The organism is Streptomyces sp. STAM6, from assembly GCF_054963715.1.
In genome coordinates this window covers 318,477-344,468 of sequence record NZ_JBUEFZ010000001.1, presented here as the reverse complement: position 1 = coordinate 344,468, position 25,992 = coordinate 318,477, and the positions used below count along the sequence as shown (strand labels likewise).

23 protein-coding genes are annotated in these 25,992 nt (G+C 71.4%); 20 read left to right on the top strand and 3 right to left on the bottom strand.

The genetic code is table 11. From position 1 onward, the window contains the following. Positions 1-35 precede the first annotated feature (35 nt). From ftsL to ACY34K_RS01515, 15 genes are all read left to right on the top strand, one after another. Positions 36-476 carry a cell division protein FtsL gene (ftsL, locus tag ACY34K_RS01585; RefSeq protein ID WP_462742281.1) on the top strand — a complete coding sequence of 147 codons (441 nt, stop codon included), beginning with the start codon at positions 36-38 and terminating at the stop codon, positions 474-476. A 4-nt stretch (positions 477-480) separates the two neighbouring features. Next, positions 481-2,436: a peptidoglycan D,D-transpeptidase FtsI family protein gene (locus ACY34K_RS01580; protein WP_462742278.1), complete on the top strand. Its 1,956-nt coding sequence runs from the start codon at positions 481-483 to the stop codon at positions 2,434-2,436. 17 nt (positions 2,437-2,453) lie between these two features. Continuing rightward, positions 2,454-4,145, top strand: coding sequence for a UDP-N-acetylmuramoyl-L-alanyl-D-glutamate--2,6-diaminopimelate ligase (locus ACY34K_RS01575; RefSeq protein ID WP_462742275.1), 1,692 nt, complete (start codon positions 2,454-2,456; stop codon positions 4,143-4,145). 4 nt (positions 4,146-4,149) lie between these two features. Further along, positions 4,150-5,580 (top strand): UDP-N-acetylmuramoyl-tripeptide--D-alanyl-D-alanine ligase, encoded by a 1,431-nt coding sequence (locus ACY34K_RS01570; protein WP_462742272.1) that lies wholly within the window; start codon positions 4,150-4,152, stop codon positions 5,578-5,580. Further along, the gene (gene mraY, locus ACY34K_RS01565; RefSeq protein ID WP_462742269.1) at positions 5,577-6,647 is read left to right on the top strand and encodes a phospho-N-acetylmuramoyl-pentapeptide-transferase; all 1,071 of its coding nucleotides are present in this window, start codon (positions 5,577-5,579) and stop codon (positions 6,645-6,647) included. The genes ACY34K_RS01570 and mraY overlap by 4 nt, the downstream gene beginning before the upstream one ends. Continuing rightward, positions 6,629-8,056, top strand: a complete 1,428-nt coding sequence (murD, locus tag ACY34K_RS01560; RefSeq protein WP_462742267.1) for a UDP-N-acetylmuramoyl-L-alanine--D-glutamate ligase — start codon at positions 6,629-6,631, stop codon at positions 8,054-8,056. The genes mraY and murD overlap by 19 nt, the downstream gene beginning before the upstream one ends. A gap of 48 nt (positions 8,057-8,104) precedes the next feature. After that, positions 8,105-9,499, top strand: coding sequence for a putative lipid II flippase FtsW (gene ftsW / locus ACY34K_RS01555; RefSeq protein ID WP_462742264.1), 1,395 nt, complete (start codon positions 8,105-8,107; stop codon positions 9,497-9,499). Between the two features lie 6 nt (positions 9,500-9,505). Beyond that, the gene (gene murG, locus ACY34K_RS01550) at positions 9,506-10,600 is read left to right on the top strand and encodes an undecaprenyldiphospho-muramoylpentapeptide beta-N-acetylglucosaminyltransferase (RefSeq protein ID WP_462742261.1); all 1,095 of its coding nucleotides are present in this window, start codon (positions 9,506-9,508) and stop codon (positions 10,598-10,600) included. Positions 10,601-10,613: 13 nt separating this feature from the next. Next, a complete protein-coding gene (locus ACY34K_RS01545) occupies positions 10,614-11,432 on the top strand; it encodes a cell division protein FtsQ/DivIB (protein ID WP_462742258.1) in 819 nt (272 codons plus the stop codon). A gap of 278 nt (positions 11,433-11,710) precedes the next feature. Further along, entirely contained in the window at positions 11,711-12,919 is a 1,209-nt protein-coding gene (gene ftsZ / locus ACY34K_RS01540; protein ID WP_462742255.1) for a cell division protein FtsZ, read from the top strand. A gap of 9 nt (positions 12,920-12,928) precedes the next feature. After that, entirely contained in the window at positions 12,929-13,660 is a 732-nt protein-coding gene (pgeF, locus tag ACY34K_RS01535; RefSeq protein WP_462742252.1) for a peptidoglycan editing factor PgeF, read from the top strand. 3 nt (positions 13,661-13,663) lie between these two features. Further along, positions 13,664-14,383 carry a YggS family pyridoxal phosphate-dependent enzyme gene (locus ACY34K_RS01530; RefSeq protein WP_462742249.1) on the top strand — a complete coding sequence of 240 codons (720 nt, stop codon included), beginning with the start codon at positions 13,664-13,666 and terminating at the stop codon, positions 14,381-14,383. A 121-nt stretch (positions 14,384-14,504) separates the two neighbouring features. Next, positions 14,505-15,119 carry a cell division protein SepF gene (locus ACY34K_RS01525; RefSeq protein ID WP_462742246.1) on the top strand — a complete coding sequence of 205 codons (615 nt, stop codon included), beginning with the start codon at positions 14,505-14,507 and terminating at the stop codon, positions 15,117-15,119. Positions 15,120-15,188: 69 nt separating this feature from the next. Further along, positions 15,189-15,485: a YggT family protein gene (locus ACY34K_RS01520; protein ID WP_462742243.1), complete on the top strand. Its 297-nt coding sequence runs from the start codon at positions 15,189-15,191 to the stop codon at positions 15,483-15,485. A 58-nt stretch (positions 15,486-15,543) separates the two neighbouring features. Further along, complete coding sequence (locus ACY34K_RS01515) at positions 15,544-16,635, top strand: DivIVA domain-containing protein (RefSeq protein ID WP_462742240.1); 1,092 nt, start codon at positions 15,544-15,546, stop codon at positions 16,633-16,635. Between the two features lie 211 nt (positions 16,636-16,846). On the opposite strand, the gene ileS is transcribed toward ACY34K_RS01515, so the two are convergent. Then, the gene (gene ileS, locus ACY34K_RS01510; RefSeq protein ID WP_462742237.1) at positions 16,847-19,984 is read right to left on the bottom strand and encodes an isoleucine--tRNA ligase; all 3,138 of its coding nucleotides are present in this window, start codon (positions 19,982-19,984) and stop codon (positions 16,847-16,849) included. A 595-nt stretch (positions 19,985-20,579) separates the two neighbouring features. Then, complete coding sequence (locus tag ACY34K_RS01505) at positions 20,580-21,344, bottom strand: hypothetical protein (protein WP_462742235.1); 765 nt, start codon at positions 21,342-21,344, stop codon at positions 20,580-20,582. Between ACY34K_RS01505 and ACY34K_RS01500 the strand changes: the two genes are divergently transcribed. Genes ACY34K_RS01500 through ACY34K_RS01485 form a run of 4 tightly spaced genes read left to right on the top strand, consistent with a single transcriptional unit; the run spans position 21,343 to position 24,075 of the window. Next, positions 21,343-22,017, top strand: coding sequence for a TraR/DksA family transcriptional regulator (locus tag ACY34K_RS01500; RefSeq protein WP_462742233.1), 675 nt, complete (start codon positions 21,343-21,345; stop codon positions 22,015-22,017). The genes ACY34K_RS01505 and ACY34K_RS01500 overlap by 2 nt on opposite strands. Before the next feature lie 59 nt (positions 22,018-22,076). After that, positions 22,077-22,640 carry a signal peptidase II gene (lspA, locus tag ACY34K_RS01495; RefSeq protein WP_462742230.1) on the top strand — a complete coding sequence of 188 codons (564 nt, stop codon included), beginning with the start codon at positions 22,077-22,079 and terminating at the stop codon, positions 22,638-22,640. A gap of 29 nt (positions 22,641-22,669) precedes the next feature. Further along, positions 22,670-23,611: an RluA family pseudouridine synthase gene (locus tag ACY34K_RS01490; protein WP_462742226.1), complete on the top strand. Its 942-nt coding sequence runs from the start codon at positions 22,670-22,672 to the stop codon at positions 23,609-23,611. Then, entirely contained in the window at positions 23,608-24,075 is a 468-nt protein-coding gene (locus ACY34K_RS01485) for a GNAT family N-acetyltransferase (RefSeq protein ID WP_462742223.1), read from the top strand. Before ACY34K_RS01490 ends, ACY34K_RS01485 begins: the two co-directional genes overlap by 4 nt. A 125-nt stretch (positions 24,076-24,200) precedes the next feature. On the opposite strand, the gene ACY34K_RS01480 is transcribed toward ACY34K_RS01485, so the two are convergent. After that, positions 24,201-25,379 carry a mechanosensitive ion channel family protein gene (locus ACY34K_RS01480; RefSeq protein ID WP_462742220.1) on the bottom strand — a complete coding sequence of 393 codons (1,179 nt, stop codon included), beginning with the start codon at positions 25,377-25,379 and terminating at the stop codon, positions 24,201-24,203. Between the two features lie 30 nt (positions 25,380-25,409). On the opposite strand from ACY34K_RS01480, the gene ACY34K_RS01475 reads away from it, so the two are divergent. Further along, complete coding sequence (locus ACY34K_RS01475; RefSeq protein ID WP_462742218.1) at positions 25,410-25,988, top strand: dienelactone hydrolase family protein; 579 nt, start codon at positions 25,410-25,412, stop codon at positions 25,986-25,988. The last annotated feature ends 4 nt before the right edge of the window (positions 25,989-25,992 follow it).

The window sequence follows — 25,992 nt, the reverse complement described above, 5'->3', positions numbered from 1 at the left end:
GATCCACGACCGCGGGCGACGGACCGGGAGGAGCCGTGACGAAGGCGCGGCCGCTCAGGGGACGCGCGGCGCGGCTGGCCCGGCTCATGCCGTCGGGGCCCAGCACCGCGGCCCGCACCCCCTTCGTCCTGCTCGTCGTCGTCCTCCTGGGCGGCGGGCTCATCACGCTGCTGCTGCTCAACTCCTCGCTCAACGAGGGCTCCTTCCGGCTGAAGGAACTGAAGGACAGGACCACCGAACTCACCGACGAGGAGCAGGCGCTCCAGCGGGACGTCGACAACCACTCCGCCCCCGACGCCCTGGAGCGCCGGGCCCGGGAGCTCGGCATGGTGCCCGGCGGCAGCCCCGCCTTCCTCGGCCCGGACGGCAAGGTCCGAGGCGTTCCCGGCGAGGCGTCGGTGCCGCCCCCGGCCGACCCGTCGCCCATGGCGGCCGACAGCCCGCCCGCCGCCGCCCCGACCGACTCCGGCAGGTGACGCAGTGCCGCCCCAGGAACCTCCGCGCCGCCGCGTACCCGGACCCGCGCGCCCCGTTCGGCCCGGGCAGCGCCCCGCCGCGTACCGCCCGCGCCAGGCGCCGGTCGGCTCCGGCAAGCCCCGCACCATCCGGCTGGGCAGCCCCCGCCCCCGGCTGCGCTTCGTCAGCCTCGGCCTGACCCTGGTGATGCTGGCGTTCGTCGTACGGCTCCTCCAGGTGCAGGCCGTCGACGCCGACGCGTACGCCGCCAAGGCGGAGAAGAACCGCTACCTCAGCCACAAGCTGTCCGCCGAGCGCGGCGAGATCACCGACCGGGCCGGCATCGCCCTGGCCGCCAGCGTCGACGCGTACGACATCACCGCCGACCCCAAGATGTTCACGCCCGAGGACAGCAAGGTCCCGGACGCGCCCGAGCAGGCCGCCGCCCTCCTCGCCCCCATCCTCGGCAAGGACCCGGCCGAGCTGGTCAAGAAGCTCAGGACCCCCAAGTCCCGCTACACCCTGCTGGCCCGCCGGCAGACCCCGCAGGTCTGGAACCAGATCAGGGACCTCAAGAACGTCTTCGCCGAGAAGGCCCGCACCGATAAGGCCGGCGGCGGCACCGGCGTCAGCGTCCTCGCCGGCGTCTTCAACGAACCCAGCAGCAAGCGCGTCTATCCGAACGGCGCTCTCGCCGCCGGGATACTGGGGTACGTCAAGGCCGACGGCCACGGTGGCGGCGGCCTGGAGTCCATGCTCGACGACGAGCTGGCCGGCAAGGACGGCGAGATCACCTACGCCCAGTCCGGTGGCCGCCGGGTGCCCACCGTCGGCGCCCGCGAGACCCCCGCCGTACCGGGCTCCGACATCGAGCTGACCATCGACCGGGACATCCAGTGGGCCGCCCAGCAGGCCATCACGAAGCAGGTCGCCGAGTCCGCGGCGGACCGTGGCTACGTGATAGTCCAGAACAGCAGGACCGGCGAGATCCTGGCCATGGCCAACGCCCCCGGCTTCGACCCGAACGACCTGTCCCGGGCCGACACCGCCGCCATGGGCAACGCCGCCCTCCAGGACGCCTACGAACCCGGCTCCACCAGCAAGGTCATGTCCATGGCCGCCGTCCTGGAGGAGGGCGTCGCCACCCCCTCCACCCACGTCGTCGTCCCCAACCGGCTCCACCGCGGCGACCGGCTCTTCAAGGACGACATCGACCACCCGACCTGGTACCTGACCCTCAACGGCGTGCTCGCCAAATCCAGCAACATCGGCACCATCCTGGCCACCGGCCAGCTCGGCACCACCCAGGCCAAGTCCAACGAGGTCCTCTACTCATACCTGCGCAAATTCGGCATCGGCAGCCCCAGCGGCCTCGGCTATCCCGGGGAGACGCCCGGCATCCTCGCCAAGCCGAAGGACTGGTCGACCTCGCAGCAGTTCACCATCCCCTTCGGCCAGGGCCTGTCGATCAACGCCATGCAGGCGACCTCCGTCTACTCGACCATCGCCAACGGCGGCGTACGCGTCGAACCGACCCTCGTCCGCGGCACCAAGGGACCGGACGGCCGGTTCACCCCGGCTCCCACGCCCAGGCAGACCCGCGTCGTCAGCGAGAAGACCGCCAAGACGCTCGCCGCCATGCTGGAGTCGGTCGTCGGCAACGAGGAGGGCACCGGCACCAAGGCGGCCATCCCCGGTTACCGGGTCGCGGGCAAGACCGGCACCGCCAACCGCGTCGACCCGGCACTCGGCCGCTACAAGGGCTACACCGCCTCCTTCGCGGGCTTCGCGCCCGCCGACGACCCCCGTATCACCGTCTACTGCGCCATCCAGAACCCGACCAAGGGCAGCTACTTCGGCGGCCAGATCTGCGGACCGATCTACAAGAAGGTCATGGAGTTCGCCCTCAAGACCCTGCAAGTCGCACCGACCGGCAAGCAGCCCCCGCGGATGCCGGTCACGTTCAAACCCGGCGAGTGAGCCGGTGGGAGCCCTCAGTGACAACGATCACCCCCGACCCCGGGAACCGTTCCGGCAACACCGGCGCATCCGGTACCCGCGCGGCCTCATTTAGCCCGATCCAGGGTGCGCCCGGTACGCTCACCGCCGTGCCACACGCTGATCAGTCCCGAACCACCCCGAAGGACGTCCCCGCGAAACAGCCGGGAGCGCCCCGACCGGTCCAGGTCCGCCCCACACCCCTCGGCGACCTGGCCGCCCGGCTGGACATCGCATCGCCGGGCCACGCGGAGGTGAGCGGGATCACCCACGACTCCCGCGCGGTCCGACCCGGGGACGTGTACGCGGCCCTCCCGGGCGCCCGCTTCCACGGCGCGGACTTCGCCGGCCAGGCCGCCGACCTCGGGGCCGCCGCGATCCTCACCGACCCGTCGGGCGCCGAGCGCGCCGCCGCGACCGGCCTGCCGGTCCTGGTCACCGAGAACCCGCGCGGCCGCATGGGCGAGCTCGCCGCGGTGATCTACGGACAGCCGGGCGGTGACCTGCTCCAGATCGGCATCACCGGCACCTCCGGCAAGACCACCACCGCCTACCTCGTCGAAGGCGGCCTGCGGGCGGCCGGCCGCAAGACCGGTCTGATCGGGACGGTCGAGATGCGCATCGGCGACGAGCGCGTCAAGTCCGAGCGGACCACCCCGGAAGCGACCGACCTCCAGGCCCTCTTCGCCGCCATGCGGGAACGCGGCGTCGAGTCCGTCGCGATGGAGGTCTCCAGCCACGCGCTGGTGCTCGGCCGGGTCGACGGCTGCGTCTTCGACGTCGCCGTCTTCAACAACCTCAGCCCGGAGCACATGGAGTTCCACTCCGGCATGGAGGACTACTTCCAGGCCAAGGCGCAGCTGTTCACGCCGCGCCGCTCCCGGCAGGGCGTGGTCAACCTCGACGACCCGTACGGACAGCGGCTCGTGAAGGAGGCCTCCGTCCCCGTCGTCACCTTCTCCGCCGAGGGCCACCCGGACGCCGACTGGCGCGCCGACGACGTCGAGATCGGCCCCCTGGGCAGCACGTTCACCATCCTCGGCCCCAAGGACGAGCACGTGACGGCCAGGGCCCCGCTGCCCGGCCCGTTCAACGTCGCCAACACCCTCGCCGCCGTCGTCACCCTCGCCGTCGCCGGTATCGACCCGCAGACCGCCGCCGACGGCGTCGCCGCCGTTCCCGGCGTGCCGGGCCGCCTGGAGCGCGTCGACGCCGGCCAGCCGTACCTCGCGGTGGTCGACTACGCCCACAAGACGGACGCTGTCGAATCGGTCCTGCGCTCCCTGCGCAAGGTCACCGAGGGCAGGCTGCACATCGTCCTCGGCTGCGGCGGCGACCGCGACGTGACCAAGCGGGGCCCCATGGGCGCCGCCGCCGCACGGCTCGCCGACACCGCCGTACTCACCTCCGACAACCCCCGCTCCGAGGACCCGCTCGCGATCCTCGCCGCGATGCTCGCGGGCGCCGCCGAGGTGCCCGTCCACGAACGCGGCGACGTCGTCGTGGAGGCCGACCGGGCCGCCGCGATCGCCGCCGCCGTGGCCCGCGCCCAGCCGGGCGACACGGTGCTGGTCGCAGGCAAGGGCCACGAGCAGGGCCAGGACATCGCGGGAGTGGTACGCCCCTTCGACGACCGCCAGGTCCTGCGCGAAGCCATCGTGGCCCATCGATCCGAGAACAGTCAGGGATGAAGTTGTGATCGCCCTCTCCCTCGCCGAGATCGCCGAAATCACCGGCGGGCAGTCGTACGACATACCGGATCCGGCCATCGAGGTCACCGCCCCGGTCGTCATCGACTCCCGCCAGGTCGAACCCGGCAGCCTCTTCGCCGCCTTCGCCGGCGAGCACGTCGACGGCCACGACTACGCGCGCGGCGCCGTGGACGCCGGCGCCGTCGCCGTGCTCGCCACCCGCCCCCTCGGGGTCCCCGCCGTCGTCGTCGACGACGTCCAGACGGCCCTCGGCCGGCTGGCCCGCGCCGTGGTCGAACGCCTCGGCACCCAGGTCGTCGCACTGACCGGCTCCGCCGGCAAGACCAGCACCAAGGACCTCATCGCCCAGCTGCTGGAGCGCCACGCGCCCACCGTCTGGACGCCGGGCTCCCTCAACAACGAGATCGGGCTGCCGCTCACCGCACTGCGCGCCACCGCCGAGACCAGGCACCTGGTCCTGGAAATGGGAGCGCGCGGAATCGGCCACATCCGCTACCTCACCGAACTGACCCCGCCGAGGATCGGACTCGTCCTCAACGTGGGCAGCGCCCACATCGGCGAGTTCGGTGGCCGCGAACAGATCGCCCAGGCCAAGGGCGAACTCGTGGAGGCCCTCCCGCCGGCCGCCGAGGGCGGCGTCGCCGTCCTGAACGCGGACGATCCACTCGTACGGGACATGGCGAGCCGCACCAAGGCGCGCGTCCTCCTCTTCGGCGAGGCGGACGACGCCGCCGTACGTGCCGAGAATGTCCGGCTCACAGCGAGCGGACAGCCCTCTTTCAGGCTTCACACACCCACCGGGTGCAGCGACGTGACCTTGCGCCTGTACGGTGAGCACCACGTGTCGAACGCGCTCGCCGCGGCCGCCGTCGCCCATGAGCTGGGCATGTCCGTCGACGAGATCGCCACCGCGCTCTCCGAGGCGGGCACCCTCTCCCGCTGGCGCATGGAGGTCACCGAGCGACCGGACGGTGTGACGATCGTCAACGACGCCTACAACGCCAACCCCGAGTCCATGCGAGCCGCACTGCGCGCGCTCGTGGCCATGGGCAAAGCCGCACAGGCCAAGGGGGGACGCACGTGGGCGGTGCTCGGCCAGATGGCCGAGCTCGGCGACGAGTCGCTCGCCGAGCACGACGCGGTCGGACGGCTCGCCGTCCGGCTCAACGTCAGCAAGCTCGTCGCAGTCGGGGGCAGGGAAGCGTCCTGGCTGCAACTGGGCGCATATAACGAGGGTTCGTGGGGTGAGGAGTCGGTGCACGTGTCCGACGCGCGGGCGGCGATCGACCTGTTGCGCAGTGAGCTGCGCCCGGGAGACGTCGTGCTGGTGAAGGCTTCCAGGTCGGTCGGGCTCGAGCAGGTGGCCCTGGCACTGCTCGAGAACACCACCGAGGGCGAGGTCGCCGGCCGATGAGGCAGATCCTCTTCGCGGGAGCCATCGGGCTCTTCCTCACCCTGATCGGCACGCCGCTGCTGATCAAGCTTCTGGCCCGCAAGGGATACGGGCAGTTCATCCGGGACGACGGCCCGCGCACCCACGGCAGCAAGAAGGGCACGCCCACCATGGGCGGCATCTCCTTCATCCTGGCCACGCTGATCGCGTACGCGCTGGCCAAGGTCATCACCGGCGAGGACCCGACCTACTCGGGTGTCCTGGTGCTGTTCCTGATGGCGGGCATGGGCCTGGTCGGCTTCCTCGACGACTACATCAAGATCGTCAAGCAGCGTTCGCTCGGTCTGCGGGCCAAGGCCAAGATGGCGGGCCAGCTGATCGTCGGCATCGCCTTCGCGGTGCTGTCGCTGCAGTTCGCCGACAGCCGCGGCCAGACCCCGGCCTCCACCAAGCTCTCCTTCATCACCGACTTCGGCTGGTCCATCGGCCCGGTGCTGTTCGTGGTCTGGGCGCTGTTCATGATCCTCGCCATGTCGAACGGCGTGAACCTGACGGACGGTCTCGACGGCCTGGCCACCGGCGCGTCCGTGATGGTCTTCGGCGCCTACACCTTCATCGGGCTGTGGCAGTTCCAGGAGTCCTGCGCCAACGCGGAGACCCTGACCAACCCCAACGCCTGCTTCGAGGTCCGCGACCCGCTCGACCTCGCCGTCGTCGCCTCCGCCCTGATGGGCGCCTGCTTCGGCTTCCTGTGGTGGAACACCTCGCCCGCGAAGATCTTCATGGGTGACACCGGTTCGCTCGCCCTCGGCGGCGCGCTCGCGGGTCTCGCCATCTGCTCCCGCACGGAGCTCCTGCTCGCCCTCCTGGGCGGCCTCTTCGTGCTGATCACCCTCTCCGTGATCATCCAGGTCGGTTCGTTCCGGATGACCGGAAAGCGCGTCTTCCGGATGGCCCCGCTGCAGCACCACTTCGAACTCAAGGGGTGGTCCGAGGTCCTCGTGGTGGTCCGCTTCTGGATCATCCAGGGCATGTGCGTGATCGTGGGCCTGGGCCTCTTCTACGCGGGATGGGCAGCCGACAAGTGAGCAACTGGCAGGGCAAGAACGTCACTGTCGCCGGCCTGGGCGTGAGCGGCATCCCCGCCGCGCGCGTCCTCGCCGGCCTCGGCGCGCACGTCACGGTCGTCAACGACGGCGACGACGAGCGCTCCCGTACGCAGGCGGCGCAGCTGGAGGCGGAGGGCATCACCGTCCGCCTCGGTGACGGGGCGACCCTGCCCGAGGGCACCGAACTGGTCGTCACCACCCCCGGCTGGCAGCCCGACAAGCCGCTGTTCACGGCCGCCGCCGAGGCCGGAGTCCCCGTCTGGGGCGACGTGGAGCTCGCCTGGCGGCTCCGTGGCCCCGGCGCCGCCCCCTGGCTCGCGGTCACCGGCACCAACGGCAAGACCACGACCGTGCGGATGCTCGCCGCCATCCTGGAGGCGGCCGGTCTCAAGACCGCCGCCGTCGGCAACATCGGCGTCTCGCTCCTGGACGCGGTGCTCGGCGAGGAGAAGTACGACGTCCTCGCCGTCGAGCTGTCCAGCTACCAGCTGCACTGGGCGCCCTCCCTGCGCGCCCACTCCGGCGCCGTGCTCAACCTCGCGCCCGACCACCTCGACTGGCACGGCTCCATGAAGGCCTACGCCGCCGACAAGGGCCGCATCTACGAGGGCAACCAGGTCGCCTGCGTCTACAACGTCGCCGACCCGGCGACCGAGGACCTGGTGCGCGAGGCGGACGTCGAGGAGGGCTGCCGCGCCATCGGCTTCACCCTCGGCACGCCCGGCCCCTCCCAGCTCGGGATCGTCGACGACATCCTGGTCGACCGCGCCTTCGTCGAGAACCGGCAGAAGCAGGCCCAGGAGCTGGCGCAGATCTCCGACATCACCCCGCCGGCCCCGCACAACATCGCCAACGCGCTCGCCGCGGCGGCCCTGGCCCGCGCCTTCGGCGTCCCGCCCACGGCGGTCCGCGACGGCCTGCGCGCCTTCCGCCCGGACGCCCACCGCATCGAGCACGTCGAGGAGGTCGCGGGCGTCCAGTACATCGACGACTCCAAGGCCACCAACACGCACGCCGCGGAGGCCTCGCTGGCCGCCTACGACCCCATCGTCTGGATCGCCGGCGGCCTCGCCAAGGGCGCCACCTTCGACGAGCTCGTGCAGAAGTCCGCCGAGCGGCTGCGGGGCGCCGTCCTGATCGGCGCCGACCGCGCCCTGATCCGCGAAGCCCTCGCGCGACACGCCCCCGAGGTGCCGGTCGTCGACCTCGACCGGACCGACACTGGGGCGATGTCGGCGGCGGTCCGGGAAGCGGCAGGGCTCGCCCGGCCCGGGGACACGGTTCTGCTGGCCCCGGCCTGCGCCTCGATGGACATGTTCGCCAACTACAACAAGCGGGGCGAGGCGTTCGCGGACGCGGTCCGGGCCCTCGCCGCCGAGCGCGCCTGACAGCCACCAGGTCCGGCCGCGCCGGGCACGACTGGAGGGGACAGCGACATGCCGGCCCATGACGCCGCCGCGTACGCACCGCACCGGGCACGCCTCGCCCTGCGCGGCAGGACCGCGGGGCCGCGCCGTCCCCCGGCCGCCCGGGGCGGTGCGCGGACCCGCCGCCCCGGCCCCTCCCGCCCGCCCCGAGGCAGCGGCCTGCGCGGGTTCTACGAGCGTGCGCGGCGGGCCTGGGACCGTCCTCTGACCGCCTACTACGTGATCCTCGGTGCCAGCCTGCTGATCACGGTCCTGGGCCTGGTGATGGTCTACTCGGCCTCGCAGATCAAGGCGCTGGAGCTGTCGCTCTCCGACACCTACTTCTTCCGCAAGCAGTTCCTCGCCGCCGCCATCGGCACCGGTCTGCTGCTGTTCGCCTCCCGGGTGCCTGCCAAGCTGCACCGGGCGCTCGCCTATCCGCTGCTCGTCGGCACGGTCTTCCTGATGGTGCTGGTGCAGATCCCGGGGATAGGGCATTCCGTCAACGGCAACCAGAACTGGATCTACCTCGGCGGTCCCTTCCAGCTCCAGCCCAGCGAGTTCGGCAAGCTGGCGCTGATCCTGTGGGGCGCCGACCTGCTCGCCCGCAAACAGGACAAGCGGTTGCTGGGCCAGTGGAAGCACATGCTGGTCCCGCTGGTCCCGGTCGCCTTCCTGCTGCTCGGGCTGATCATGCTCGGCGGGGACATGGGCACCGCGATCATCCTGACCGCGATTCTCTTCGGCCTGCTCTGGCTGGCCGGCGCACCCACCCGCCTGTTCGTCGGTGTCCTGGCCGTCGCCCTGGCGATCGGGGCGACGCTGATCCGGACGAGCCCGAACCGCATGGCGCGGCTCGCCTGCATCGGTGCCACCGAGCCGGGGCCGGGGGACTCGTGCTGGCAGGCGGTCCACGGGATCTATGCTCTGGCGTCGGGCGGATGGTTCGGTTCGGGCCTCGGCGCGAGTGTGGAAAAATGGGGCCAACTCCCCGAACCGCACACCGACTTCATCTTCGCCATCACCGGGGAGGAATTGGGTCTGGCGGGGACGCTGTCGGTGCTCGCCCTGTTCGCGGCTCTAGGCTATGCGGGTATCCGCGTGGCCGGACGCACGGAGGACCCCTTCGTGAGGTATGCCGCGGGAGGTGTGACCACCTGGATCACGGCCCAGGCCGTGGTCAACATCGGTGCGGTGCTCGGTCTGCTGCCGATCGCCGGTGTCCCCCTCCCGCTGTTCTCCTACGGAGGGTCGGCCCTGCTGCCGACCATGTTCGCCGTCGGGCTGCTGATCGCGTTCGCGCGAGAGGAGCCCGCCGCGAAGGCGGCCCTGGCCGTGCGCCGACCCGGATGGGGGAAGCGGGCCGGGGTGAGTTGGAAGTCGATGCGACGGCGCGTCAAGAAGCGTCCGTCCGGAGAGCGGTGAATTTCGGTGCATGTCGTACTCGCCGGTGGGGGGACCGCCGGCCACATCGAGCCCGCGCTCGCCCTCGCGGACGCCCTGCGCAGGCAGGACCCCACCGTGGGGATCACGGCCCTCGGCACGGAGCGCGGTCTGGAGACCCGCCTCGTGCCCGAGCGGGGCTACGAGCTGGCGCTGATCCCGGCCGTTCCGTTGCCGCGCAAGCCCACGCCCGAGCTGATCACCGTACCCGGACGGCTGCGGGGCACGATCAAGGCCGCCGAGCAGGTCCTGGAGCGCACCAAGGCGGACTGTGTGGTCGGGTTCGGCGGTTACGTGGCCCTCCCCGGCTATCTGGCCGCCAAACGGCTCGGTGTGCCGATCGTGGTCCACGAGGCCAATGCCCGGCCCGGCCTGGCCAACAAGATCGGTTCGCGGTACGCCGCGGGGGTCGGCGTCGCGACGCCCGACAGCAAGCTCCGCAATGCCCGCTACATCGGCATCCCGCTGCGGCACACCATCGCCACCCTGGACCGCGCCCGGGTCCGCCCGGAGGCCCGCGCCGCCTTCGGTCTCGACCCCAATCTGCCGACGCTGCTGGTCTCCGGCGGCTCGCAGGGCGCCCGCCGCCTCAACGAGGTGATCCAGCAGGTCGCCCCCGTCCTCCAGCGGTCGGGAATCCAGATCCTGCACGCGGTCGGCCCGAAGAACGAAGTGCCGCATGTCGACAACATGCCCGGTATGCCGCCCTACATCCCGGTACCGTACGTGGACCGGATGGACCTCGCGTACGCCGCGGCCGACATGATGCTCTGCCGCGCGGGCGCGATGACCGTCGCCGAACTCTCCGCCGTGGGCCTGCCCGCCGCGTACGTACCGCTGCCGATCGGCAACGGCGAACAGCGGCTCAACGCCCAGCCGGTGGTCAAGGCGGGCGGCGGGCTGCTGGTCGACGACGCCGAGCTGACGCCCGAGTGGGTCCAGGGCAATGTGCTCCCGGTGCTCGCCGACCCGCACCGGCTGTACGAGATGTCCCGCGCCGCCGCCGAGTTCGGCCGCCGGGACGCCGACGACCTGCTCGTCGGCATGGTCTACGAGGCGATCGCTTCACGCCACCGGGCGTGAGAAGGCAGGGAGCATGGCCGGACCGACGACCGCCGAGCGCGGTGCCCGCGGGCCCAGGGGAGCGTCGAAGCCCAGGGCCGAGTCGTCGGCCCGGCCGTCCCGGCCGGGGGCCGGTGGCGGGCGCCGCCGGCTGCCCGGAACCCGGACCCTGCTTCTGATCGCCACCGCTCTCGCCCTCGTCGGGGGCGGGATCTGGGTGCTCTACGGCTCCCCGTGGCTGCGCGCGGAGCGGGTCACGACCTCCGGTACGCGCGTCCTCACACCGGACGAGGTGAAGGAGGCGGCGGCCGTGCCGCTCGGCGCGCCGCTCGTCTCGGTCGACACGGACGAGATCGAGGGCCGGCTCCTGCGCGCACTGCCCCGGATCGACCGGGTGGACGTCGTCCGGTCCTGGCCGCACGGAATCAGCCTGAACCTGACCGAACGCAAGCCGGTTCTCCTGGTGGAAACGGGCGCAAAGTTCATCGAAGTGGACGCGAAGGGTGTGCGTTTCGCCACGGTCGACCGGCCCCCCGCCGGGGTGCCCCGCCTCGACCTGACAGCGCGTCAATCACCGAGTCTGCGCCGCTTCGACACCGACCGGCTGACGAGTGAGGCGGTGGGCGTCGCGGGTGACCTCCCGGCCCGGGTCGCCCGCGACACCCGTGTCGTACGGGTCCGCAGCTATGACTCCATCACCCTGGAGCTGACCGGTGACCGGACCGTCTTCTGGGGCAGTGGCGAGTACGGCGAGGCGAAAGCCCGTGCGCTCACCGCACTGATGAAGGCGGCGCCCAAAGCGGGACACTTCGACGTGAGTGCCCCCACGGCCCCCGCCGCGTCGGGGAGTTGACGCACATAAGTGCTGGCCAGCACCCTGGTTGGTCAGCGCTATGGGTGATCACATAGGGTGAAAAGAAAAACGGGAGGTTCGGCGTGTTCGTTGAACGTGCGCCACTTGTCGACTTAGTGTCCTGTTCGGAAGAGTCCAGGGAACAGCACACTGGTAACCCTAAACTTCAACGTTAGGGTTTGGGTCGGCGTTTCGGACCGTCCCATCGGCATCCGTCGTCGCGGCGCGAAGACCACCGCGAAGCGGCGACACGTAACTCGAGGCGAGAGGCCTTCGACGTGGCAGCACCGCAGAACTACCTCGCAGTCATCAAGGTCATCGGTGTCGGCGGCGGTGGTGTCAATGCCATCAACCGAATGATCGAGGTCGGTCTCAAGGGCGTCGAGTTCATCGCCATCAACACGGACGCGCAAGCACTGTTGATGAGCGACGCCGACGTCAAGCTCGACGTCGGCCGTGAACTCACCCGCGGCCTCGGGGCCGGAGCCAACCCGGCAGTCGGTCGCAAGGCGGCAGAGGACCACCGTGAGGAGATCGAGGAGGTCCTCAAGGGGGCCGACATGGTCTTCGTCACCGCCGGCGAAGGTGGCGGCACCGGCACCGGCGGCGCACCCGTCGTCGCCAACATCGCACGCTCGCTCGGCGCCCTGACGATCGGCGTGGTCACGCGCCCGTTCACCTTCGAGGGCAGGCGCCGCGCCAACCAGGCGGAGGACGGCATCGCCGAGCTCCGCGAAGAGGTCGACACCCTCATCGTCATCCCGAACGACCGGCTGCTGTCCATCTCGGACCGCCAGGTCAGCGTCCTGGACGCGTTCAAGTCCGCGGACCAGGTCCTGCTGTCCGGTGTCCAGGGCATCACCGACCTCATCACCACCCCGGGCCTCATCAACCTCGACTTCGCCGACGTCAAGTCGGTCATGTCCGAGGCGGGCTCCGCCCTCATGGGCATCGGGTCGGCGCGCGGCGACGACCGCGCGGTGGCCGCCGCCGAGATGGCGATCTCCTCGCCCCTGCTGGAGGCGTCCATCGACGGCGCCCGCGGCGTGCTGCTCTCCATCTCCGGCGGCAGCGATCTCGGCCTCTTCGAGATCAACGAGGCCGCTCAGCTGGTGAGCGAGGCGGCCCATCCCGAGGCCAACATCATCTTCGGCGCGGTCATCGACGACGCCCTGGGCGACGAGGTGCGGGTCACGGTCATCGCGGCCGGCTTCGACGGCGGCCAGCCGCCGGCCCGGCGGGACAACATCCTCAGCGCCGGATCGAGCAAGCGCGAGGAGCCGGCACCGCCGCGGGCGACCGAGTCCTCCCGCCCGGCCGGCGGACTGGGCACCGTGCCGCCGCGCGAGGAGCCCCCGGCCCCGGCCGAACCGGCCCCGGCCGCGTCCGAGAGCCTCTCCCCGGTCACCCCGCCGGCGGTGCCGCCGGCCCGCCCCTACCCGGACACCCAGGCCGAAGAGCTGGACGTCCCGGACTTCCTGAAGTGACCTTGTGAAGTGATAGGGCAGCAGCATCACGCGAGCGGCGCGCGCTTCGCCTTCACCGACCGGTGGGGCGGAGTGAGCGCCGCTCCGTACACGGAGCTCAACCTCGGCGGCGCGGTCGGCGACGACCCCGCTGCCGTTCGCGCGAACCGGGAGCTCGCCGCCAAGTCGCTCGGACTCGACCCGGCGGCCGTCGTCTGGATGAACCAGGTCCACGGCAGGGAGGTCGCCGTGGTCGACGGGCCATGGGGCACCGGGGACGTCCCGGCGGTGGACGCGGTCGTCACCGCCCGGCGTGGGCTCGCCCTCGCCGTGCTCACCGCGGACTGCACGCCCGTCCTGCTGGCCGACCCCGTCGCCGGGGTCGTGGCCGCCGCCCACGCCGGCCGCCCCGGGATGGTCGCGGGGGTCGTCCCGGCCGCCGTGGAGACCATGATCACACTCGGCGCGGAACCCTCCCGGATCACCGCCCGCACCGGCCCCGCCGTCTGCGGACGCTGCTACGAGGTCCCCGCGGCCATGCGGGACGACGTCGCCGCCGTCGAGCCGGCCGCCCGGGCCGAGACCAGCTGGGGCACACCGGCGGTCGACGTCACCGCCGGGGTCCACGCCCAGCTCGAGGCACTCGGCGTCCGGGACCGGCAGGCCTCCTCGGTCTGCACCCTGGAGTCGGACGACCACTTCTCGTACCGACGCGACCGCACCACCGGGCGGCTCGCCGGATATGTCTGGCTGGACGGATAGCGCATGACGGACCGCAAGACCCAACTCGCCGAGAACCTGGGGCGAGTGGAGGAACGTATCTCTGCCGCCTGCGCGGCCGCCGGCCGCAAGCGCGAGGAGGTGACCCTGATCGTGGTCACCAAGACCTACCCGGCGAGCGACGTCCGGCTGCTGCACGAGCTCGGTGTCCGGCACGTCGCCGAGAACCGCGACCAGGACGCCGCGCCGAAGGCGGCCGCCTGCGCCGATCTCGATCTGACCTGGCACTTCGTCGGTCAATTGCAGACCAACAAAGTCCGTTCGGTGGCGTCCTACGCCCGGATCGTGCAGTCGGTCGACCGTCCGAAGCTCGTCACCGCGCTGTCGGCCGCGGCGGTCCGGGAAGGGCGGGAACTGGGCTGTCTGATCCAGGTCGCGCTCGACGCCGAGGCGGGGGAGCGCGGCGACCGGGGCGGGGTGGCGCCGGACGGCATCGAGGAACTGGCCGCCGCGGTGGAGGACGCGCCCGGGCTGAGGCTCGCCGGACTGATGACCGTCGCACCTCTGGCCGGGCCCTACGCCGGTCGCCAACGGGCCGCCTTCGACCGGCTGATGGAATTCTCATCCCGCCTGCGCGCGGCCCATCCGGCTGCGAACATGGTGTCAGCAGGGATGAGTGCGGACCTCGAGGACGCGGTGGCGGCCGGAGCGACACATGTGCGCATCGGTACGGCGGTACTCGGTGTACGTCCCCGGCTCGGGTAACGTCGCGAAGCAAGTCGGACCACAGTAGAAAATATGGTCATTTCCGCCGAACAGCGGACAGGCCCAGTGGATCGCGGGCAGATGACGTTGCCGATCCACCACAGAGCGGAGGACTCAGAGAATGGCCGGCGCGATGCGCAAGATGGCGGTCTACCTCGGCCTCGTGGAGGACGATGGATACGACGGCCGGGGCTTCGACCCCGATGACGACTTCGAACCCGAGCTGGAGCCGGAACCCGAGCGCGACAGGCGCCGCCACCAGCCGCCGCACCAGGTGGAGCGCGAGGAGCCGGTGCGCGCGGTAGCTCCGCCTCCGGTTCAGCGTGAACCGGTTCCGCTTCCCGCTGAAAGCGGACGACCCGCGCGAATCGCCCCCGTGGCATCCATCACACCTGAACGTCCGAGCCTGGAGAAGAACGCACCGGTGATCATGCCCAAGGTCGTGTCCGAGCGGGAGCCCTACCGCATCACCACGCTGCACCCCCGGACCTACAACGAGGCCCGTACCATCGGGGAACACTTCCGCGAGGGCACGCCTGTGATCATGAACCTCACCGAGATGGACGACACGGACGCGAAGCGACTTGTCGACTTTGCCGCCGGCCTCGTCTTCGGGCTCCATGGCAGCATTGAGCGAGTGACGCAGAAGGTGTTCCTGTTGTCGCCTGCTAACGTCGATGTCACGGCGGAGGACAAGGCCCGCATCGCAGAGGGCGGATTCTTCAACCAGAGCTGAGAGCACGACACCGGGAACGGCCGGCCGGAAGGCCGGTGGACATGAGACCAGGGGAGAGGGAAACGCGGGATGGGCGTCGCATTGGACGTGCTGTACATCATCTTGATGTGCTTCCTCGTCCTGCTGATCTTCCGACTGGTCATGCAGTACGTCTTCCAGTTCGCCCGTTCATGGGAACCCGGTAAGGCGATGGTGGTCGTTCTCGAGGCCACCTACACTGTCACCGATCCACCACTCAAGCTTCTGCAGCGGTTCATCCCGCCGCTGCGTCTCGGGGGCGTGGCACTCGACCTGTCCTTCTTCGTTCTGATGATCATCGTCTACATCCTCATCTCCATCGTGAACAGCTTCGCGATGAGGGTCTGAGGGTGCAGCGAGATACGGTCCTGCCGACTGCCGACGACTACGTAGAGGTGAAGAAGAGATGCCGCTGACCCCCGAGGACGTGCGGAACAAGCAGTTCACGACCGTCCGCCTCCGAGAAGGCTATGACGAGGACGAGGTCGATGCCTTCCTCGACGAGGTCGAAGCCGAGCTGACGCGTCTGCTCCGCGAGAACGAGGACCTGCGCGCCAAGCTGGCCGCAGCGACCCGTGCCGCCGCGCAGAACCAGCAGCAGCAGGGGATGCGCAAGCCTCCGGAGGGTCAGGACCGTCCGGTGGGTCCCGGCGCTCCCGTGCCCGCCGGCATATCGGGCCCGCCGCAGCAGCAGATGGGTGGCCCCATGGGTGGCCCGCCCCAGCTGCCGAGCGGTGCCCCGCAGCTGCCCGCCGGCCCGGGCGGTCAGGGTCCGCAGGGTCCCGGCCCGATGGGTCCGGGTCCGATGCAGGGCGGCCCCATGGGCGGTCCGATGGGCGGCCCCATGGGCGGTCCGATGGGCGGCCCCGGCCCGCAGATGCCGCAGCCGGGTCAGGGCCCCGGCGGCGACAGCGCCGCGCGTGTGCTCTCGCTGGCCCAGCAGACCGCCGACCAGGCGATCGCCGAGGCCCGCTCCGAGGCCAACAAGATCGTCGGTGAGGCGCGTTCGCGTGCCGAGGGCCTCGAGCGCGACGCGCGCGCCAAGGCGGACGCCCTGGAGCGGGACGCGCAGGAGAAGCACCGCGTCGCGATGGGCTCGCTGGAGTCGGCCCGCGCCACGCTGGAGCGCAAGGTCGAGGACCTGCGCGGCTTCGAGCGCGAGTACCGCACGCGGCTGAAGTCCTACCTGGAGAGCCAGCTGCGTCAGCTGGAGACCCAGGCGGACGACTCGCTGGCCCCGCCGCGGACCCCGGCGACCGCTTCGCTGCCGCCGTCCCCGTCGATGGCGTCGGCCGGCGCGGGCGGACCGTCCTACGGCGGCAACCAGTCCATGGGCGGCAACCCGACCATGGGCGGTGCTCCGTCGTACGGCGGCCAGCAGCAGATGTCGCCCGCCATGACCCAGCCGATGGCGCCGGTGCGGCCGCAGGCGCCGCAGCCGATGCAGCAGGCGCCCTCGCCGATGCGCGGTTTCCTCATCGACGAGGACGACAACTGACGGCGGGTTCCCGCGCGACACGCGCGTAGCCGTCGGCAGGCAGGCCGAAGGGCCGGGGTCCGGAACACATGTTCCGGGCCCCGGCCCTTTTGCGCCCTGCTCTCCCGCACACGGCGGACCGCCGTCCCGGCGGGAGACACCCCCCCCCCGCGCGCGTGGCGACACGAAGGGCCCGGCCACTGCATGGTGGCCGGGCCCTTCGTCGTGTGGATTACGCCTTGCGGAGGCGGAAGGTGAGGGACAGGCCCTCGTCGGTGAACGCGGTGCCGTAGGTGGCGTCCGCGTCCCCCGTGGCGAAGTCCGTCGCCAGGACCTCGTCGGCGATCAACTGTGCGTGGTCCTCGAGGGCCGACGCGACCTCGGCGTCGGTGGACTGCCAGCGCAGCGCGATACGGTCCGCGACGTCCAGGCCACTGTTCTTGCGGGCCTCCTGGATCAGCCGGATCGCGTCGCGGGCCAGGCCCGCCCGGCGGAGCTCCGGAGTGATCTCCAGGTCGAGGGCGACCGTGGCGCCGGAGTCCGACGCGACCGACCAGCCCTCCCGGGGGGTCTCGGTGATGATGACCTCGTCGGGGGTGAGCGTGATCGTCTCTCCGTTCACGTCCAGCGTCGCCTCGCCGCCGCGCAGGGCCAGCGACAGGGCGGCCGCGTCGGCGGCGGCGACCGCCTTGGCGACGTCCTGGACGCCCTTGCCGAAGCGCTTGCCCAGCGCCCGGAAGTTCGCCTTCGCCGTGGTGTCGACGAGCGAACCGCCGACCTCGCAGAGCGACGCCAGCGAGCTGACGTTGAGCTCCTCGGTGATCTGGGCGTGCAGCTCGGGCGAGAGCGTCTCGAAACCGGCGGCGGCGACCAGCGCCCGGGAGAGCGGCTGGCGGGTCTTCACACCGGACTCCGCGCGGGTGGCGCGGCCCAGCTCGACCAGCCGGCGCACCAGCGCCATCTGGGAGGAGAGCTCCGGGTCGATGGCGGAGAGATCGGCCTCCGGCCAGCTGGACAGGTGCACCGACTCCGGCGCGTCCGGGCTGACCGGGACGACCAGGTCCTGCCACACCCGCTCGGTGATGAACGGGGTGAGCGGCGCCATCAGGCGGGTGACCGTCTCCACGACCTCGTGGAGCGTGCGCAGCGCCGCCTTGTCGCCCTGCCAGAAGCGGCGGCGCGAGCGGCGAACGTACCAGTTGGAAAGGTCGTCGACGAAGGCGGACAGCAGCTTGCCGGCGCGCTGGGTGTCGTACGCCTCCATGGCCTGCGTGACCTGGTCGGTCAGGGCGTGCAGCTCGGAGAGCAGCCAGCGGTCCAGGACCGGGCGGTCCGCCGGGGCCGGGTCGGCCGCGCTGGGCGCCCAGGCCGACGTGCGGGCGTACAGCGCCTGGAAGGCGACCGTGTTCCAGTAGGTGAGGAGCGTCTTGCGGACGACCTCCTGGATCGTGCCGTGGCCCACGCGGCGCGCGGCCCAGGGGGACCCGCCGGCCGCCATGAACCAGCGCACCGCGTCCGCGCCGTGCTGGTCCATCAGCGGGATCGGCTGGAGGATGTTGCCCAGGTGCTTGGACATCTTCCGGCCGTCCTCGGCGAGGATGTGCCCCAGGCAGACCACGTTCTCGTACGACGACTTGTCGAAGACCAGGGTGCCGACGGCCATCAGCGTGTAGAACCAGCCACGGGTCTGGTCGATGGCCTCCGAGATGAACTGCGCCGGGTAGCGCTTCTCGAAGATCTCCTTGTTGCGGTACGGGTAGCCCCACTGCGCGAACGGCATCGAGCCCGAGTCGTACCAGGCGTCGATGACCTCCGGGACGCGCGTGGCGGTCTTCCCGCAGCCCTCGGCCGGGCAGGCGAAGGTCACGTCGTCGATGTACGGGCGGTGCGGGTCCAGGGAGGACTGGTCGGTCCCGGTCAGCTCGGTCAGCTCGGCGCGCGAGCCGGCGCACGTGAGGTGGTTCTCCTCGCAGCGCCAGATCGGCAGCGGGGTGCCCCAGTAGCGGTTGCGGGACAGCGCCCAGTCGATGTTGTTGTTCAGCCAGTCGCCGAAGCGGCCGTGCTTGACCGACTCGGGGAACCAGTTGGTGCCCTCGTTCTCCGCGAGGAGCCGGTCCTTCACCGCGGTCGTACGGATGTACCAGGACGGCTGCGCGTAGTAGAGCAGCGCGGTGTGGCAGCGCCAGCAGTGCGGGTAGCTGTGCTCGTAGGCGATGTGCTTGAAGAGACGGCCACGGGCCTGGAGGTCGGCGGTGAGGGCCTCGTCGGCCTTCTTGAAGAACTGGCCGCCGACCAGGTCCAGCGACTCCTCGAAGGTGCCGTCCGGGCGGACCGGGTTGACCACGGGCAGCCCGTAGGAGCGGCAGACCTTGAGGTCGTCCTCACCGAAGGCGGGCGCCTGGTGCACCAGACCCGTACCGTCCTCGGTCGTCACGTACTCGGCGTTGACGACGAAGTGCGCCTCGGCCGGGAACTCCACGAGCTCGAAGGGGCGCTCATAGCTCCAGCGCTCCATCTCGGCGCCGGTGAAGGTCTGCCCGGTGGCCTCCCAGCCCTCGCCGAGGGCCTTCTCCAGCAGCGGCTGGGCGACGACCAGCTTCTCCCGGCCGTCCGTCGCGACGACGTAGGTCACGTCGGGGTGCGCGGCGACGGCCGTGTTGGACACCAGGGTCCAGGGGGTCGTCGTCCAGACGAGCAGCGCGGCCTCGCCGGCGAGGGGGCCGGAGGTCAGGGGGAAGCGCACGAAGACCGAGGGGTCGACGACCGTCTCGTACCCCTGCGCCAGCTCGTGGTCCGAGAGGCCGGTGCCGCAGCGGGGGCACCAGGGAGCGACGCGGTGGTCCTGGACCAGCAGACCCTTGTTGAAGATCTCCTTCAGGGACCACCACACCGACTCGATGTACTCGGGGTCCATGGTGCGGTACGCGTCGTCCAGGTCGACCCAGTAGCCCATGCGGGTCGTCAGCTCGGCGAACGCGTCCGTGTGGCGGGTCACCGACTCGCGGCACTTCGCGTTGAACTCCGCGATGCCGTACGCCTCGATGTCCTTCTTGCCGGAGAAGCCGAGCTCCTTCTCGACGGCGAGCTCGACCGGCAGGCCGTGGCAGTCCCAGCCGGCCTTGCGGGCGACGTGGTACCCGCGCATGGTGCGGAAGCGGGGGAAGACGTCCTTGAAGACACGGGCCTCGATGTGGTGCGCACCGGGCATGCCGTTGGCGGTGGGCGGGCCCTCGTAGAAGACCCACTCGGGGCGCCCCTCGGACTGCTCAAGGCTCTTGGCGAAGACCTTGCTCTCGCGCCAGAAATCGAGCACGGCGTGCTCGAGCGCGGGCAGGTCGACCTGGGCGGGTACCTGGCGGTACTGCGACATCGGATCCTCCGGCGGACTGTTCCTCGTTCCGTCGGAGGGACGAGAGCCCGTCTGTGCTCCCGCGGTACCACCCTCCTTGGCCCCGGGCCGCGCGAACGGCCCCGAGCCCCCTCATTGGGGTCGCGATGCCGGTTCTACTGGCCTTGCGCCGATGGGCCGGGCCCACTGCGCCAAAGCGTTCTTCCGGCGGCTCCGGGGTGATGCTTCACATCGGGCTCGCCCCCGGGCTCTCACCGTCCCCGGGTCGCTCATGGCTGCGTACGACGCTACTCGTCCCCATCCAAGCCTTTCGCTCCTCCCCCCAGCTCTCGGCTTCGCTCGAGCAAGGGGGCACCTCCACAGTGTAAGGGCCCGCGGTGACGGCGGCCGACCGATTTTCCGGCGGACGGCGAAGGGGTGCGCACGTGACCCGAATGGGCATACGTCCTCCTGCGGACCGCTGCGGCCCCGGCACGACGGATTACCGGGCGGGGAGCTGGGCACAACGGAGGCAGGCTTCCCTTGCCGCGGGCACGGGGCGGGCGAAACCGGCGGCGTGCCCCGTTGCCGCGGGGTCGGCGCCGATTTATCGTCCCAGCACGATTCGCGAGCAAGATCACAATATGTGAAGGGGCCGCGACATGGTGGCGAAGAAGACCGCCGTAAAGAAGACGGCGTCCACAAAATCCACCGCCACGCGCGCGGCGGCCAAGGACGCGACCGGGAAGAAGAGCACGGTCGCGAGGACCGTGGCGGCCGGGCCGAAGAAGACCACGACCACGACCGGGAAGACCGTCGCGGAGACCGCCGCCAAGGCGGTGAAGGCCGTCACGGCCGCGACCAGGACGGCGGCGAAGAAGGCCACCCGTACCGCCAAGCGCGCGGAGACGGCCGAGAAGGCCACGGCCGCCCGGAAGACCACGGCGAAGGCCGCGCCCTCGGGCGCCACGGTCCGCAAGACGGCCCCCGGGAGAGTCCGGGCCGACGGGACGGCCCCGGCCACCGGGGAGGCGGAGGCCACCAGGACGGCCGCGAAGAGGACGGCGACCCGGAAGACGGCCGCGAGGAAGACGGTGCCCGCGAAGGAGACGGTGACCGGGAAAGCGGCCGGGAAGAAGACGGCGACCGGGAAGGCCGCCCCGAAGAAGGCGGTGGCCGCCGAGGCGGTGGCTCCGGAGGCGGTCACCACCAGGACGACCACCAAGAAGGCGGCCGCGAAGAAGGCACCGTCCAAGAAGGCGGCCGCCACGAAGGCACCTGCCGGGAAGACGGCCGCCAAGAAGACGCCGGCCACGAAGGCGGCCACCAAGAAGGCGGCAGGGAAGGAACCGGCCGCCGAGGCGACGGTCGGCAGGACGGCACCGGCGGAGGCGGAGGTCATGGAAGAGCTGCCCACCACCACGGCGGCGCCCGCCACGACCGCCGCCGGCAAGGCGGCGGCCAAGAAGGCCTCCGCCGGGAAGACACCCACCGGGAAGGCGGCGGCCGGCGGGACCGCGGCCCGGAAGACCGCGAAGAAGGCCGCGCCCGCGGCCGAGGGGGCGGCCGAGGCCGCGGAGAAGACAGGAGCCAGGACGGTGGCAGCCAAGAAGACCGCGGACGTGACCGCTGAGGCCGCGTCGGCGGTGCCCCAGGCCCGGAACGTCGCCGAGACGGCGCAGGAGCTCGCCGTACGGCCCGGGGAGGACCCGTGGACGCCGGCCGAGGTGGCGGAGGCACGGGCCGGTCTCGAGAGCGAGGTGGCCCGCCTCCAGGCCGAGCTCGCCTCCTCCGAGGAGGCGCTGTCCGGTTTGATGCGGGACTCCGGCGACGGAGCCGGCCACGACGAGGCCGACACCGGCACCAAGAACATCACGCGCGAGCACGAGATGGCGCTCGCCGCCAACGCGCGCGCGACCCTGGAACAGAGCGAGCACGCGCTGCAGCGGCTCGACACGGGCACCTACGGTCTCTGCGAGATCTGCGGCCGGCCCATCGGCAAGGCGCGCATGCAGGCCTTCCCCCGGGCCACCCTGTGCGTGGAGGACAAGCAGAAGCAGGAACGGCGGGGCTGAGTCCGCCACCGTGTGCCGTACCCTCGTCCTCAGTCAGGCACCTAGGTTGAGGGACACACGTGGCAGAGGCGGAGCGCATCATCGGTACGCCGGATGTTGACGACGAGGCTGCGGCGCCCGCCGAGCAGCCCAGGGGCAGGCGCCGCATCATGGCGCTGTTCGTCGTGGCCCTCGTGGCCTACCTGCTCGATCTCGGCAGCAAGATGATCGTGGTGGCGAAGCTGGAGCCGCACGGCGAGTCGATCGAGATCGTCGGCGATCTGCTGAAGTTCCAGGCGATGCGCAACCCGGGCGCGGCGTTCGGCATCGGCGAGGCCTTCACCGTGATCTTCACGCTGATCGCCGCGACGGTCATCGTGGTGATCATCCGCCTCGCCCGCAAGCTCTACAGCCTGCCGTGGGCCATCGCGCTGGGCCTGCTGCTCGGCGGCGCCCTCGGCAATCTCACCGACCGGATCTTCCGTTCGCCCGGCGTCTTCCAGGGCGCGGTGGTGGACTTCATCGCCCCCGCGCACTTCGCCGTCTTCAACCTCGCCGACTCGGCGATCGTGTGCGGCGGCTTCCTGATCGTGATCCTGTCCTTCCGGGGCCTGGACCCGGACGGGACCGTCCACAAGGACTGAGTGTCCGCGGCGTCCGGCATACTCGACGGGTGAGCACGATTCCCGAGATCCGTACGCTGCCCGTTCCCGATGGCCTGGAAGGCGAGCGCGTCGACGCCGCGATCGCCCGCATGTTCGGCTTTTCCCGCACCAAGGCGGCCGAGCTGGCCGCCGCCGGGAAGGTGCTCGTCGACGGCGCCGTCGTCGGCAAGTCCGAGCGGGTCAGCGGGGGTGCGTGGCTCGAGGTCGAGATGCCCGGCGCTCCCGCGCCGGTCCGCATCGTCGCCGAGCCGGTCGAGGGGATGGAGATCGTCCACGACGACGACGACATCGTCGTGATCGTGAAGCCGGTAGGCGTGGCAGCCCACCCGAGCCCCGGCTGGACCGGGACGACCGTGATCGGCGGCCTGGCCGCCGCCGGGTACCGCATCTCGACCTCCGGCGCTGCCGAGCGCCAGGGCATCGTGCACCGGCTCGACGTGGGCACGTCCGGGCTGATGGTGGTCGCCAAGTCCGAGCGGGCGTACACCCTGCTCAAGGCGCAGTTCCGGGACCGGGTCGTCGACAAGCGCTACCACGCGCTGGTCCAGGGGCACCCCGACCCGCTGAGCGGCACCATCGACGCGCCGATCGGCCGCCACCCGAACCACGACTACAAGTGGGCCGTGACCGCCGACGGCAAGCCGTCGGTGACGCACTACGACCTCATCGAGGCGTACCGCGCGGCCTCGCTCCTCGACATCAAGCTGGAGACCGGCAGGACCCACCAGATCCGGGTCCACATGTCGGCCCACCGGCACCCGTGCGTGGGCGACCTGACCTATGGCGCCGACCCGACGATGGCCAAGCGGCTCGGCCTGACCCGGCAGTGGCTGCACGCCGTGCGGCTCGGCTTCGAGCACCCGTCGGACGGCCAGTGGGTCGAGTTCTCCAGCACCTACCCGGCCGACCTGCAGGGCGCCCTCGACCGGATCGCGGCGGAGAGCGCGTGAGCCCGTTCGTCGTGCGCGAGGCCCGGGACCGGGCGGACCGTGAGGCGGGCTTCGCGGTCCGCCGCGAGGTCTTCGTCGTCGAGCAGGGCGTGCCCGAGGACATCGAGTACGACGCGTACGACGCGACCGCCGTGCACGTCCTGGCGGTCCGCCGGGACGACGGGCTCCCGCTGGGCACCGGGCGGCTGCTCCATGGAGCGGACGCGGCCGGCAAGACCGGCGGCGCCGAGGGCGTGGGCTCGCTGGGGCGGCTCGCCGTCGCCAGGGCCGCGCGCGGTCTCGGGGTCGGTGTGGCGCTGGTGCGGGCGATCGAGGACGCGGCACGCGCGCGTGGCCTCACGGCGGTGGACCTGCACGCCCAGACCCATGCGCTCGGCTTCTACGAGCGGCTCGGGTACGAGGCGTACGGCGCGGAGTTCCAGGACGCCGGCATACGGCACCTCGCGATGCGGCGGGTGCTCTGACGCGCGTGGCAGGGTTGAGGCGTTGATCGTCTCGTCCTGCCCGTGCGGAGGCGCCGTGGACCAGCCGGCCTGCTGCTCCTGCTCGGGGCGGCGGTGACCGTGCGGCTGGGGAGGCCACACACGCCCTAGCCGCGTCCGGTGCGCGGGCCGGGCGTCGACGGCTCCTCGCCGTCCAGGGCGTACCCGTTCGCGTTGTTGGAGTGGATCTCCTCCGCACGCGGCGGGCGCGCACCGGCCTTTCCGCGTCGGGGGCCCTGCCCGTCCCGCGGCAGCGCGGCCGGGGCCGTGGCGATCCGGGGCAGCGCGTAGGGGTGCTTCTCGTGCAGCCAGGCGATCAGCTGTTCGCGCACGACGCACCGCACGGTCCAGATGTCGTCCGCGTCCTTCGCCGTGACCACCGCCCGCACCTGCATCGTGCTGGGCGTGGTGTCGGTGACGGCCAGCGACCAGTCGCGGCCGTCCCAGGCCGGGCAGTCCCGCAGGACCTCCTTCAGCCGCTCGCGTATCAGGCCGACCGGCGCGGAGTGGTCCAGGTGGAAGAAGACGGTGCCGGTCATCTGGGCACCGCCGCGGGACCAGTTCTCGAACGGCTTGCTGGTGAAGTAGGAGACGGGCATGGTGATCCGCCGCTCGTCCCAGGTGCGGACCGCCAGGAAGGTCAGCGTGACCTCCTCGACCACGCCCCACTCGCCGTCCACCACCACCGTGTCGCCGATCCGCACCATGTCGCCGAAGGCGATCTGGAAGCCGGCGAAGAGGTTGCCGAGCGTGGACTGGGCGGCCACACCGGCCACGATGCCTATGATGCCCGCCGAGGCCAGCATCGAGGTGCCGATGGTCCGGAAGTCCGGGAACGTCAGCAGCATCGCCGCCACCGCCACCACGGCGACCACCGCCGTGACGATCCGCATGATCAGCGTCACCTGGGTGCGCACCCGCCGTACCCGGGCCGGGTCACGCGTGGACGCGGCGTAACGGGCGTACGTGGACTCCACGACGGCCGCCGCGATGCGCACCACCAGCCAGGCGCTCGCACCGATGAGCACCAGGGACAGCACCTGCCCTATCCCGGCCTCGTGTTCCTCGATCACATGCCATCGGGTCTGGCGGTAGGAGCCGCGCAGCAGCGCGGTCAGCAGCACCACCTGAAGGGGCAGCCGGCAGCGGCGCAGCAGCCCCCACAGCGGGGTCTCGTGGTGCCGGGCGTCGGCTCGGCGCAGCAACAGGTCGGCGAGCCAGCCGACCAGCAGCGTGAGCACGACCGAGCCACCAACGACGGTCAACGGGCGCAGTACGTTCTCCATGTCTCCGAAACCACCTGGCAGGATGGCCGAATGGACATCTTCCTCATCCACTCGGTCTACGGGCTGCGCCCGGCCGTGCACGCCGCAGCCGACCGGCTGCGCGCCGCCGGGCACCACGTGCACGTGCCCGACCTCTACGACGGTCAAACCGCCGGGACCGCCGAGGAGGCCATGGAGATCAAGGACCGGATCGGCCGCGACGAGCTGCTCAAGCGGGCGATCATGGCCGCGGCTCCCTACTCGGAGCGCCGCCTCGTGTACGCGGGGTTCTCCCTCGGCGGGGCCATCGCCCAGACGCTGGCCCTCGGTGACGACAAGGCGCGCGGGCTGCTGCTCCTGCACGGCACGTCCGACCTGCCGGACGGCGCCGCGGTGGACGGGCTGCCCGTGCAGCTGCATGTCGCCGATCCCGACGCGTTCGAGCCGCACGACTGGCTGAGCGCCTGGTACCTGCAGATGCAGAAGGCCGGCGCGGACACCGAGATCTACCGCTATCCCGGCGCCGGGCACCTGTACACCGACCCGGATCTGCCCGACTACGACGAGGACGCGGCCGAGCGGACCTGGCGGACCGGCCTGGCCTTCGTGGAGAGCCTGCGGGACGAGTGACCGG

Excerpts from the sequence above, each read along its gene's own strand:
- mraY (WP_462742269.1), top strand. The coding sequence starts at position 5,577 with ATGAGGCAGATCCTCTTCGCGGGAGCCATCGGGCTCTTCCTCACCCTG.
- murD (WP_462742267.1), top strand. The coding sequence starts at position 6,629 with ATGGGCAGCCGACAAGTGAGCAACTGGCAGGGCAAGAACGTCACTGTC.
- ftsW (WP_462742264.1), top strand. The coding sequence starts at position 8,105 with ATGCCGGCCCATGACGCCGCCGCGTACGCACCGCACCGGGCACGCCTC.
- ACY34K_RS01545 (WP_462742258.1), top strand. The coding sequence starts at position 10,614 with ATGGCCGGACCGACGACCGCCGAGCGCGGTGCCCGCGGGCCCAGGGGA.
- ACY34K_RS01530 (WP_462742249.1), top strand. The coding sequence starts at position 13,664 with ATGACGGACCGCAAGACCCAACTCGCCGAGAACCTGGGGCGAGTGGAG.
- ACY34K_RS01525 (WP_462742246.1), top strand. The coding sequence starts at position 14,505 with ATGGCCGGCGCGATGCGCAAGATGGCGGTCTACCTCGGCCTCGTGGAG.
- ACY34K_RS01520 (WP_462742243.1), top strand. The coding sequence starts at position 15,189 with ATGGGCGTCGCATTGGACGTGCTGTACATCATCTTGATGTGCTTCCTC.
- ACY34K_RS01515 (WP_462742240.1), top strand. The coding sequence starts at position 15,544 with ATGCCGCTGACCCCCGAGGACGTGCGGAACAAGCAGTTCACGACCGTC.
- ileS (WP_462742237.1), bottom strand. The coding sequence starts at position 19,984 with ATGTCGCAGTACCGCCAGGTACCCGCCCAGGTCGACCTGCCCGCGCTC.
- ACY34K_RS01500 (WP_462742233.1), top strand. The coding sequence starts at position 21,343 with ATGGAAGAGCTGCCCACCACCACGGCGGCGCCCGCCACGACCGCCGCC.
- ACY34K_RS01505 (WP_462742235.1), bottom strand. The coding sequence starts at position 21,344 with ATGACCTCCGCCTCCGCCGGTGCCGTCCTGCCGACCGTCGCCTCGGCG.
- ACY34K_RS01480 (WP_462742220.1), bottom strand. The coding sequence starts at position 25,379 with ATGGAGAACGTACTGCGCCCGTTGACCGTCGTTGGTGGCTCGGTCGTG.
- ACY34K_RS01475 (WP_462742218.1), top strand. The coding sequence starts at position 25,410 with ATGGACATCTTCCTCATCCACTCGGTCTACGGGCTGCGCCCGGCCGTG.